General features: G+C 60.3%; 8 protein-coding genes. 6 read left to right on the top strand and 2 right to left on the bottom strand.

Features of this window, described 5'->3' with window-relative positions:
* Positions 1-234 precede the first annotated feature (234 nt).
* The gene (locus AACU78_RS07345; RefSeq protein WP_106575604.1) at positions 235-1611 is read right to left on the bottom strand and encodes an L-serine ammonia-lyase; all 1377 of its coding nucleotides are present in this window, start codon (positions 1609-1611) and stop codon (positions 235-237) included.
* Positions 1612-2025: 414 nt separating this feature from the next.
* Between AACU78_RS07345 and AACU78_RS07350 the strand changes: the two genes are divergently transcribed.
* The 3 genes from AACU78_RS07350 to choV all read left to right on the top strand — a co-directional run bounded on the left by AACU78_RS07350 (position 2026) and on the right by choV (position 5060).
* Positions 2026-2973: a choline ABC transporter substrate-binding protein gene (locus AACU78_RS07350; RefSeq protein WP_106575605.1), complete on the top strand. Its 948-nt coding sequence runs from the start codon at positions 2026-2028 to the stop codon at positions 2971-2973.
* A gap of 66 nt (positions 2974-3039) precedes the next feature.
* Entirely contained in the window at positions 3040-3885 is an 846-nt protein-coding gene (choW, locus tag AACU78_RS07355; protein ID WP_076017809.1) for a choline ABC transporter permease subunit, read from the top strand.
* A complete protein-coding gene (choV, locus tag AACU78_RS07360; RefSeq protein WP_106575606.1) occupies positions 3882-5060 on the top strand; it encodes a choline ABC transporter ATP-binding protein in 1179 nt (392 codons plus the stop codon). Before choW ends, choV begins: the two co-directional genes overlap by 4 nt.
* Before the next feature lie 188 nt (positions 5061-5248).
* Here the strand turns inward: choV and AACU78_RS07365 are convergent, their stop codons facing one another.
* Positions 5249-7183: a BCCT family transporter gene (locus tag AACU78_RS07365; RefSeq protein WP_256586899.1), complete on the bottom strand. Its 1935-nt coding sequence runs from the start codon at positions 7181-7183 to the stop codon at positions 5249-5251.
* 390 nt (positions 7184-7573) lie between these two features.
* Between AACU78_RS07365 and betI the strand changes: the two genes are divergently transcribed.
* From betI to betA, 3 genes are all read left to right on the top strand, one after another.
* Positions 7574-8167 carry a transcriptional regulator BetI gene (gene betI / locus AACU78_RS07370; RefSeq protein ID WP_106575608.1) on the top strand — a complete coding sequence of 198 codons (594 nt, stop codon included), beginning with the start codon at positions 7574-7576 and terminating at the stop codon, positions 8165-8167.
* A 110-nt stretch (positions 8168-8277) separates the two neighbouring features.
* Complete coding sequence (betB, locus tag AACU78_RS07375) at positions 8278-9750, top strand: betaine-aldehyde dehydrogenase (RefSeq protein WP_106575609.1); 1473 nt, start codon at positions 8278-8280, stop codon at positions 9748-9750.
* A 141-nt stretch (positions 9751-9891) separates the two neighbouring features.
* Entirely contained in the window at positions 9892-11595 is a 1704-nt protein-coding gene (gene betA, locus AACU78_RS07380; protein ID WP_106575610.1) for a choline dehydrogenase, read from the top strand.
* The last annotated feature ends 42 nt before the right edge of the window (positions 11596-11637 follow it).

Raw genomic sequence — 11637 nt, forward strand, 5'->3', positions numbered from 1 at the left:
GCGGGCGTAGGAAACGTCTGTCACCGCACGCACGGGAACACGGTGGGCGGACGGGAAATCGTTTGGGGGCTACTTATCTGTTTGCGACGCGCTAAAAGGTGGCGCTTTTGGATCCGGGTGTTCACTTTATGAGCAGTGTTGCTGCAACTAACGCCATCGCAGGCAAGCCAGCTCCCACAAGGGAATGCATTCCAAATGTGGGAGCAGTGTTGCTGCGATGGCGGTATCACTGGATCAACACTCAACCGCACTCACCGCCAACCCGCCCCGCGAGGTTTCTTTGTACTTGTCATGCATGTCCGCGCCGGTATCGCGCATGGTGCGGATCACCCGGTCCAGGGAGATGAAGTGCTGGCCATCCCCACGCAGTGCCATTTGCGCGGCGTTGATCGCTTTCACCGCAGCAATCGCATTGCGCTCGATGCATGGCACTTGCACCAGCCCGCCCACCGGGTCGCAGGTCAGGCCGAGGTTGTGTTCCAGGCCGATTTCGGCGGCGTTGCACAATTGTTCCGGCGTGGCGCCAAGAATTTCCGCCAGCCCCGCCGCGGCCATGGCGCACGCCGAACCCACTTCACCCTGGCAGCCGACTTCGGCGCCGGAAATCGAGGCGTTCTTTTTGCACAAAATTCCCACGGCCGCCGCGCTGAGCAAATAGTCGACCACGTTGGCTTCGGTGACCTCGTCGCTGAATTTCATGAAGTAGTGCAGCACCGCCGGGATGATCCCCGCCGCGCCATTGGTCGGTGCGGTGACCATGCGCCCACCCGCTGCGTTTTCCTCATTCACCGCCAGGGCGAACAGGTTGACCCACTCCATCGCGCTCAAGGTCGAGCCAATCACGTTCGGCTTGCCCAGCTCCTGCAAGCTGCGGTGCAACTTGGCGGCGCGGCGCCGCACGTTCAAGCCACCCGGCAAGATGCCTTCGTGCTTGAGGCCCTGCTCCACGCAATCCTGCATGGCGCGCCAGAGCTTCATCAGGCCGCTGCGGATTTCGTCTTCACTGCGCCAGGTCTTTTCGTTGGCCAGCATCAACTCGGCCACGCGCAGGTTATGGGTTTTGCACAGCTGCAACAGCTCTACAGCGCTGGAAAAATCATACGGCAGCTCGGTACGGTCCATGTCAGCCACGCCGCTTTGCGCCTGGGCCTGGTCCACCACAAAACCGCCGCCGACCGAATAGTAGGTATCGCGGTGCAGCTCGCCGTCATCGCCGAACACCACAAGGGTCATGGCGTTAGGGTGAAACGGCAGGTTTTCGTCGAGCAGGCGCATGTCGCGCGCCCAGACGAAGGGCACCGGCAGGCGGCCGTCGAGCAAGAGCGTGTCGGTCTCGCGCAGGGTGTGAATACGCAGGCCGATGTGCGCCGGGTCGATTGCGTCCGGCCACTCGCCCATCAGGCCCATGATGGTGGCGGTGTCGCTGCCGTGGCCGATACCGGTGGCCGACAATGAGCCGTACAGCTGAACTTCAACGCGCCTGACCTGTTCCAACAGTTCACGTTCACGTAATGCCTGGACGAACAACGCCGCGGCGCGCATGGGGCCGACGGTGTGAGAACTAGAAGGCCCGATGCCGATCTTGAACAGGTCGAAAACACTGATAGCCATTGCGGTAGAACTCCTCGATAAGCACGGCCAGGCTTGAACGAGGTGCTACGCTCAGATCGCCCAGATGGCGGCATCATCAAGCTTTTGCTTGCCCTCACGGCGTCTCACACCGACGTAACCATGCTCACCAGCGTCGCTCCCGTGCGATCGGGCGTTTTGGCCGTTTTTAGCGGTGCAGATTGGTAAAAACTGCGGTTTTGCCATTGGAAAAACCTGTAAGCGACGTCACCGACACTGGATACGACCATCCCTGTACTGGATACGACGCCCCCTGTAGGCGTCAGATTTTCACTGGTACATGATCAGTCTCGACTCGTTTGCAAGGCACCGTGCCGTCGCCGCGATGCACGCCCCAACCGCAACACTTATAAAGCGCGGCGAATGCCGCCAGAAAAGACACAGGAGTCTACCCCGATGAAAGGTTCACCCTCGTTGTTGTTGGCCGCCATGCTGAGTCTGCCAGTCCTGGCACACGCTGCAGAACCGGAACAGTGCAAGACCGTCAACTTCTCCGATGTCGGCTGGACCGACATTACCGTGACTACCGCGACCACCAGCGAAGTCCTCAAGGGTCTGGGCTACAAGCCGCGCACCACGATGATTTCGGTACCGGTGACTTACAAGTCACTGGCCGACGGCAAGAACATGGACATCTTCCTCGGCAACTGGATGCCGACCATGGAAAACGACATCAAGCAGTACCGTGATGCCGGCACCGTGGAAACCGTGCGCGCCAACCTGGAAAACGCCAAGTACACCCTGGCGGTCCCGGAGGCGCTGTACAACAAGGGCCTGAAAGACTTCGCCGACATCGTCAAATTCAAGGATGAACTGGGCGGCAAGATCTACGGCATCGAGCCAGGCAACGACGGCAACCGCACCATCCAGACCCTCATCGACAAAGACGCCTTCGGCCTGAAAACCGCCGGCTTCAAAGTGGTCGAGTCCAGCGAAGCCGGGATGCTCTCGCAAGTGGAACGCGCCTCCAAGCGTGACCAGGCCATCGTGTTCCTGGGCTGGGAACCGCACCCGATGAACACCCGCTTCAAGATGAAGTACCTGACCGGTGGCGATGACTCGTTCGGCCCCAACTACGGCCAGGCCACCATCTACACCAACGTTCGCAAGGGCTACACCCAGGAATGCAGCAACGTTGGCCAATTGCTGAAAAACCTGTCGTTCACCTTGAACATGGAAAGCACCCTGATGGGTAACGTCCTTGACGACAAGATGAAGCCCGACGCCGCAGCCAAAGCCTGGCTGAAGAAGAACCCCCAAGTGCTCGACACCTGGCTGGCCGGTGTGACCACCGTGGATGGCAAACCCGGTTTGGAGGCCGTCAAAGCTTACCTGGACAAGTAATCGCTGACCCCGGGCCGGTGCGCTGGCCCGGGATGTTTTCCCCTTCGCATGTGGACATTCACTACCATGCTGACTGAACATAAAATCCCACTAGGCCAGTACATCGCTGCCTTCGTCGAATGGTTGACCCAACACGGTGCCAACTACTTCGACGCAATCGCATCGACCCTGGAAACGATGATCCACGGCGTGACGTTTGCGCTGACCTGGTTCAATCCGCTGGCATTGATCGGTCTGATTGCGCTACTCGCTCACTTCATTCAACGCAAATGGGGCCTGACGGTATTTGTCATCGCCTCCTTCCTGCTGATCCTGAACCTGGGGTACTGGCAGGAAACCATGGAAACCCTCGCGCAGGTGCTGTTCGCCACCCTGGTCTGCGTGGTCATTGGCGTGCCGCTGGGCATTGTTGCCGCGCACAAACCGATGTTCTACACCCTGATGCGGCCGGTGCTCGATCTGATGCAGACCGTGCCGACCTTCGTCTACCTCATCCCTACCCTGACCCTCTTCGGGCTGGGTGTGGTGCCCGGGCTGATTTCCACGGTGGTGTTCGCGATTGCCGCGCCGATCCGCCTCACCTACCTGGGCATCCGCGATGTGCCGCAAGAATTGATGGACGCCGGCAAGGCCTTTGGCTGCTCGCGCCGTCAGTTGCTCTCACGCATTGAACTGCCCCACGCCATGCCGAGCATTGCCGCCGGCATTACCCAATGCATCATGCTGTCGTTGTCGATGGTGGTGATCGCGGCCCTGGTGGGCGCTGACGGCCTCGGCAAGCCGGTGGTCAACGCACTCAACACCGCCGACATCGCCCTGGGCTTTGAAGCCGGCCTGGCAATCGTGTTGCTGGCCATCATGCTCGACCGCATCTGCAAACAACCCGACGCCAAAGTAGGGGGTGATGCATGAGCATTATCCGATTCGACAATGTCGATGTGATCTTCTCCAAAGACCCGCGCGAAGCCCTCAAGCTGCTTGACCAGGGCATGCACCGCAACGAAATCCTGAAAAAGACCGGGCAGATTGTCGGCGTTGAAAAAGCCAGCCTGGATATTGAGAAAGGAGAGATCTGCGTGCTGATGGGCCTGTCCGGTTCCGGCAAATCGAGCTTGCTGCGTTGCATCAACGGCCTCAACACCGTCAGCCGTGGCCAGCTGTTTGTGGAGCATGAAGGTCGCCAGATCGACATCGCTTCGTGCACCCCGGCCGAGCTGAAAATGATGCGCACCAAGCGCATCGCCATGGTGTTCCAGAAGTTCGCATTGATGCCGTGGCTGACGGTGCGTGAAAACATCAGCTTCGGCCTTGAGATGCAGGGCCGTCCGGAGAAAGAACGCCGCGCGCTGGTGGATGAAAAGCTCGAGCTGGTGGGCCTGGCCCAATGGCGCAACAAGAAGCCCGACGAGCTGTCCGGCGGCATGCAGCAGCGCGTCGGCCTGGCCCGCGCGTTGGCAATGGACGCCGATATCCTGCTGATGGACGAACCCTTCTCAGCCCTCGACCCACTCATTCGCCAAGGCCTGCAGGATGAACTGCTGGAGCTGCAACGCAAGCTGAGCAAGACCATCGTGTTCGTGAGCCACGACCTCGATGAGGCGCTCAAATTGGGTAGCCGCATCGCGATCATGAAGGACGGCAAGATCATCCAGTACAGCGTGCCGGAAGAGATCGTGCTGAACCCGGCGGATGACTATGTGCGCACCTTCGTCGCCCATACCAACCCGCTGAACGTGCTGTGCGGCCGCAGCCTGATGCGCACGCTGGACAACTGCACGCGGGTCAACGGCTCGGTGTGCCTCGATCCGGGCGGCGATTCCTGGCTGGACCTGGCCGAAGGCAACACGATCCAGGGCGCCCGCCAGAATGGAGCGGTGATGAACCTGCAGAACTGGGCACCGGGGCAAGCCGTGGAAGGGTTGGGCCGGGTACCGACGCTGGTGGACTCCAATATCGGCATGCGCGATGCGTTGCAGATTCGTTATCACACCGGGAACAAGCTGGTGTTGCATAACAACAACCAGGTGGTCGGGATATTGGGGGACAGCGAGCTTTACCATGCCCTGCTGGGCAAGAACCTGGGCTGACAAACACTGCACATCTCAATGTAGAAACTGGGTCAATGTGGGAGGGGGCTTGCCCCCGATTGCGGTGTATCAGTAACAGAAGTACTGACTGACACATTGCTATCGGGGGCAAGCCCCCTCCCACATTTAGTTCTGTTTACATATTTGGACTCAGTGGTGTCGGTGAGGACACCACCCGTCTTCAACCATCAGCTATAGACACGGCCAAGGAGCTGCCGATGGCTTTCAAACTGATCGAGCACGTCCCGGGTGATCTGTTCCTGGGTAAAGCCCATCAGGTCGTACTCTTGAGGTCCGTTGTGCAGGTAGACCTCGGCCCGGTAGTAACGTGTGCGCTCTTCTTCGGGCAAGTCGCTCGGTGCCGACGAATACGCATCCAGGCTCACTTCATAGACAAACGGGTTGCCCTCTTCCATCTCGATACGCACACCGATGCAGCGCTTGGATTTACCCAGCAGCGTCTGCACTTCCAGCCCTTGGTCACGCAGCACACTCGCCGCTTCTTCCAACGCAGGCGTAACGTGTTTGTCCATAAAGCGCTGTACCGTGCCCTGGCTCGGTTGCAGGTCCAAGGCGGTCAAACGCTCGCTGAAACCACGACGACCACGTTCGGCCAATTGCGCCTGCTCCTGTTCGATGGCCACATCCTGGCGCATCGCCTTGTGCAAACCGAACATGAACAGAATCAGCACCACCGAGAACGGCAGCCCCGCCAGCACCACCATGGTTTGCATGGCTTCGAAGTTGCCGGCAAACAGCAGGCCGATGGTCACCAGGGTGATCACGACCGACCAGAAGATCCGCAGCCAGTGCGGCGCATCTTCGTCCACATTGCCGCCTTTGCACGACAGGTTGGCCATCATCACCGCGCCGGAATCCGCCGGGGTCAGGAACAACACAAAGCCCACGAAAATCGACACGCCGATCACGATTTTCGACGCCGGGTAATGCTCCAGCAATTGGTAGATGGCCATCGACGGTTGTTCCAGCGCCGTCTTGCCCAACTCCACGGCACCGTGGTTGAGCACCAGGTCCAGCGCCGAGTTACCGAAGATCGACAACCACGCCAAGGTGAAGCCCAGCGGGATCAGCAGCACGCCGGCCACCAGTTCACGCACGGTGCGGCCACGGGAAATACGCGCGATGAACATGCCCACAAACGGCGCCCAGGAAATCCACCAGGCCCAGTAGAACAGCGTCCACAGGCCCATCCAGCGCTCGGTCTTGTCGGCGTCGCCTTCGTACACATACAGGTCGAAGGTTTTCAGCACGATACCGTTGAGGTAGTCGCCGGTGTTCTGCACCAAGCCATTGAGCAGGTGCAGGGTGGGGCCGAACAGCAGCACAAAGATCAGCAAGCCGCTGAACAGCACGATGTTGAGGTTGGACAGGCGGCGAATGCCGTTCTCCACACCCGACACGGCAGCGATGGTCGCCACGGTGCTCATCACGATGATCACGATCAACAGGTTGGTGTTGCTGTGCGCCATGCCGAACAGGTTTTCAAGCCCCGACGACACTTGCATCGAGCCAATCCCCAGGTTGGTCACCAGGCCCAGCAGGGTCACGAACATGCCGAAACCGTCCACCGCGTGGCCGGCCGCGCCCTTCACCCAACGCTCGCCCACCAGCGGGTACAGCGCCGAACGCAAGGCCAGCGGCTGGTTGTGGCGATACGCGAAGTACGCCACAGCCAGGCCGACCAAGGCATAGATCGCCCAGCCGTGCAGGCCCCAGTGCAGGAACGTCAGTTGCAACGCCTGGCGTGCCGCGCCATTGCTGGCGGCCGTGCCTTCGGGCGGGTTGAAGTAGTGGTCCAAAGGCTCCGAGGCACCAAAGTACAACAGCGAGATGCCGATGCCGGACGAGAACAGCATGCCGGCCCAGGCGCCGTAGCTGAAGTCCGGGGTGTCGTCCTTGCTGCCCAGTTTCAACTTGCCGTAGGACGAAAACGCCAGGCCGACCACAAACACGAGGTAGGCAGCGATGACCACCATGTAGTACCAGCCGAAGCTTTTCGACAGCCACGCCTGTGCTACGCCGAGCATGCGCCCGGCCTCCTGCGGGGCGATGATCAGAATGGCGGTCAACAACAGAATGAGCGCGGTGGAGGTGTAGAACACCCAACCGTTGACCCGGACCTTTTCCGGCGGGGTCTTTATAAGAGAGGCAGAACTCATGGCGCAGATGCTCCAGGCAGTGCGAGAGAGAAACACAAGGCAACGGTTATCCCGGGACATCGATTTTTCGGCAGTCGACGGACGGGTGTTATAAAGACACCCCGAAAATTCTTGAGCCGCGCCGAAGCAGTGGCCAGGCCCTGATACGGCCTGTTTCAAGGGTTTTTGCAGGTGTCAGAGGCAGTGGCTCACAGGTAGGAAATATCTGCAGGTCGCGACCATTTGTCGCAGATCTTATTCTTTGTTGATTGAACGTTCAATCAAAACAAAATAGACTGGCCTTCAGCCGACGGACGTTTATCGCCCACCGGCAGGCCTAAGGAGAGGTGCTACATGCCCAAGGTCGGTATGCAACCCATACGCCGCCAGCAGTTGATCGAAGCCACTTTGACGGCCATCGATCAGGTCGGAATGGGAGATGCCAGCATTGCGCTGATCGCCCGTTTGGCCGGCGTCTCGAACGGCATCATCAGTCACTACTTTCAGGACAAGAATGGCCTGATCGCCGCGACGATGCGGTACTTGATGAATGTGCTGATCGAGAACGTCCACGAACGCCGGCAAGCGTTGAAAGACGACAGCCCCCGTGCCCACCTGCAGGTGATCATCGGCGGCAACTTCGACGCCAGCCAAGTCAACGGCCCGGCGATGAAAACCTGGCTGGCCTTCTGGGCAACCAGCATGCACCACCCGTCATTGCACAGGCTGCAGCGGATCAACGATCACCGTCTGTATTCCAACCTGTGCTGCCAGTTTCGCCGAGTGCTGCCGCTGGAAGATGCACGCAGCGCAGCCCGGGGCCTGGCGGCTTTGATCGACGGTTTGTGGTTGCGCGGCGCCCTGTCGGGAGACGCTTTCGACACGGAGCAGGCGCAACGGATCGCTTACGAATACATGGATTTCCAATTGGCCAAGCAGGTGAGTTAGAGCACACATAACCGCTCAACCCCTGAACGTCTGCCGCTCAGTGTTGCCAGAAACCCCATGGCTCACCGGCGGCGGGTAACGCCAACCACTTATGCACTTGCGAGGACTTTATGGCCCGTTTCGAACTGCAAAAACTCTACATTGACGGCGGCTACAGCGACGCTGGCAGCGATGCCACCTTCGAAGCCATCAACCCGGCTAACGGTGAAGTTCTCGCCCAAGTGCAACGTGCTACCAAGGAAGACGTTGAACGTGCCGTGGTCAGCGCCGAAAAAGGCCAGAAAATCTGGGCCGCGATGACCGCCATGGAGCGTTCGCGCATCCTGCGCCGTGCCGTCGACATCCTGCGTGAGCGCAACGATGAGCTGGCCGCGCTGGAAACCCTGGACACCGGTAAAGCCTTCTCCGAAACCCAATACGTCGACATCGTCACCGGCGCCGACGTGCTGGAATACTACGCAGGCCTGGTGCCGGCCATCGAAGGCGAGCAGATCCCTCTGCGCGACACCTCGTTCGTCTACACCCGCCGCGAGCCGCTGGGCGTGGTCGCCGGTATCGGCGCGTGGAACTACCCGATCCAGATCGCCCTGTGGAAATCCGCACCGGCCCTGGCTGCCGGTAACGCGATGATCTTCAAGCCAAGCGAAGTCACCTCGCTGACCACCCTGAAACTGGCTGAGATCTACACCGAAGCTGGCGTGCCGGCAGGCGTGTTCAACGTCCTGACCGGCAGCGGCCGTGAAGTCGGCACCTGGCTGACCGAGCACCCGCGCATCGAGAAAGTCTCGTTCACCGGCGGCACCGACACCGGCAAGAAAGTCATGGCCAGCGCTTCGAGCTCTTCGCTCAAAGAAGTGACCATGGAACTGGGCGGCAAGTCGCCGCTGATCGTGTTCGAAGACGCCGACCTGGATCGCGCGGCCGACATCGCGATGATGGCCAACTTCTACAGCTCCGGCCAGGTCTGCACCAACGGCACTCGTGTCTTTGTGCCTAAGCACCTGCAGGCAGCCTTCGAAGCCAAGATCGTTGAGCGTGTTGCGCGCATCCGCATTGGCGACCCGCAAGACGAGAACACCAACTTCGGCCCGCTGGTCAGCTTCGCCCACATGGAAAGCGTGCTCGGCTACATCGCCAAAGGTAAGGAAGAAGGCGCCCGCGTCCTGTGCGGCGGCGACCGTCTGACCGATGGCAACTTCGCCAAAGGCGCCTACGTGGCCCCGACCGTGTTCACCGACTGCACCGACGAGATGACCATCGTCCGTGAAGAAATCTTCGGCCCAGTGATGAGCATCCTCACTTACGAGACCGAAGAAGAAGTGATCCGCCGCGCCAACGACACCGACTTCGGCCTGGCCGCAGGCCTTGTGACCAAAGACCTGAACCGCGCTCACCGCGTGATTCATCAGCTGGAAGCGGGTATCTGCTGGATCAACGCCTGGGGCGAATCCGACGCCAAGATGCCGGTCGGTGGCTACAAGCAATCCGGTGTGGGCCGTGAGAACGGCATCAGCTCGCTGAACAACTTCACCCGCATCAAATCGGTACAGGTTGAGCTGGGCGACTACGCCTCGGTGTTCTAAATCCCGAGCTTTGTGTTGCCTTTGAGGCCGCCATCGGGGGCAAGCCCCCTCCCACATTTGAAGGTATTCACCATTCAAATTGTGGGAGGGGGCTGCCCCCGATGAGGCCCGACCTGACCACACTTCAAAGAGGGTGCATTTATGTCCCAAGAATACGATTACATCATTGTGGGTGCCGGCTCCGCCGGTAACACCCTGGCGACCCGTCTGACCGAAGACGAAGGCGTCACCGTCCTGCTGCTGGAAGCCGGCGGCCCGGATTACCGTTTTGACTTCCGTACCCAAATGCCGGCCGCGCTGGCGTTCCCGCTGCAAGGCCGTCGCTACAACTGGGCCTACGAAACCGATCCAGAGCCACACATGGACGGTCGCCGGATGGAATGCGGTCGCGGCAAGGGCCTGGGCGGTTCCTCGCTGATCAACGGCATGTGCTACATCCGTGGCAACGCGATGGACTACGACAACTGGTCGAAGCTGCCAGGTCTGGAAAACTGGACTTACCTCGACTGCCTGCCGTATTTCCGTAAAGCCGAAACCCGCGACATCGGCGCGAACGACTACCACGGTGGCGATGGCCCGGTCAGCGTGACCACGCCTAAAGCCGGCAACAACCCATTGTTCCACGCCATGGTTGAAGCCGGCGTGCAGGCCGGTTACCCGCGCACCGACGACTTGAACGGCTACCAGCAAGAAGGCTTCGGCCCGATGGACCGTACCGTCACGCCTAAAGGCCGTCGCGCCAGCACCGCTCGCGGTTACCTGGACACGGCTAAAAAGCGTTCGACCCTGACCATCGTCACCCACGCCCTCACCGACAAAGTCTTGTTTGAAGGCAAGCGTGCGGTTGGCGTGCGTTACCTGATCGGCGCCGCCGAAGAGCGCGTTGAAGCCCGTGCGCGTAAAGAAGTATTGGTGTGCAGCGGCGCAATCGCGTCGCCGCAACTGCTGCAACGCTCCGGCGTCGGCCCGGCCAAACTGCTCGAAAGCCTCGATATTCCGGTGGTTCACGACCTGCCAGGCGTCGGCGAAAACCTGCAGGACCACCTTGAGCTGTACCTGCAATATGCCTGCACCCAGCCAGTGTCGCTGTACCCGTCGCTGCTTTGGTACAACCAACCGGCCATTGGTGCCGAGTGGCTGTTCAACGGCACTGGCATCGGCGCCAGCAACCAGTTCGAGGCCGGCGGTTTTATCCGTTCGCGTCCGGAATTCGAATGGCCGAACATCCAGTACCACTTCCTGCCGGTGGCGATTAACTACAACGGCAGCAACGGTGTGAAAGAGCACGGTTTCCAGGCGCACATGGGTTCCATGCGTTCGCCAAGCCGTGGCCGCGTGCAATTGAAGTCGAAGAACCCACGGGATTACCCGAGCATCCTCTTCAACTACATGGCCACCGAGCAGGACTGGCAGGAATTCCGTGACGGCATCCGCCTGACCCGTGAAATCATGCAACAGCCGGCGCTGGACCAATACCGTGGACGCGAAATCAGCCCGGGTATTGAAGTGCAAACCGATGAGCAACTCGACAAGTTCATCCGCGAGCACGCTGAAACCGCGTTCCACCCGTCCTGCTCGTGCAAGATGGGCACCGACGAGATGGCTGTGGTGGATGGCGAAGGCCGTGTGCATGGCATGCAGGGTCTGCGCGTTGTGGATGCGTCGATCATGCCGATCATCACCACCGGTAACCTGAACGCGCCGACGATCATGATCGCCGAAAAAATCGCCGACAAGATCCGTGGCCGTCAGCCGCTGCCGCGCAGCACCGCCGACTACTACGTCGCAGGCGATGCGCCGGTGCGTGGCAAGCCGATGCGTGAAGTGGGTCCGACCGCGCAGTAACTGATACACCGCGGCGCTCCTATCGGGGGCAAGCCCCCTCCC

The organism is Pseudomonas sp. R9.37 (genome assembly GCF_963878885.1).
GTDB lineage: Bacteria > Pseudomonadota > Gammaproteobacteria > Pseudomonadales > Pseudomonadaceae > Aquipseudomonas.

What these genes read in the sequence shown, in the direction of transcription:
- choV (WP_106575606.1), top strand. Translation starts at nt 3,882, where the DNA reads ATGAGCATTATCCGATTCGACAATGTCGATGTGATCTTCTCCAAAGAC.
- betB (WP_106575609.1), top strand. Translation starts at nt 8,278, where the DNA reads ATGGCCCGTTTCGAACTGCAAAAACTCTACATTGACGGCGGCTACAGC.
- AACU78_RS07345 (WP_106575604.1), bottom strand. Translation starts at nt 1,611, where the DNA reads ATGGCTATCAGTGTTTTCGACCTGTTCAAGATCGGCATCGGGCCTTCT.
- betI (WP_106575608.1), top strand. Translation starts at nt 7,574, where the DNA reads ATGCCCAAGGTCGGTATGCAACCCATACGCCGCCAGCAGTTGATCGAA.
- betA (WP_106575610.1), top strand. Translation starts at nt 9,892, where the DNA reads ATGTCCCAAGAATACGATTACATCATTGTGGGTGCCGGCTCCGCCGGT.
- AACU78_RS07350 (WP_106575605.1), top strand. Translation starts at nt 2,026, where the DNA reads ATGAAAGGTTCACCCTCGTTGTTGTTGGCCGCCATGCTGAGTCTGCCA.
- choW (WP_076017809.1), top strand. Translation starts at nt 3,040, where the DNA reads ATGCTGACTGAACATAAAATCCCACTAGGCCAGTACATCGCTGCCTTC.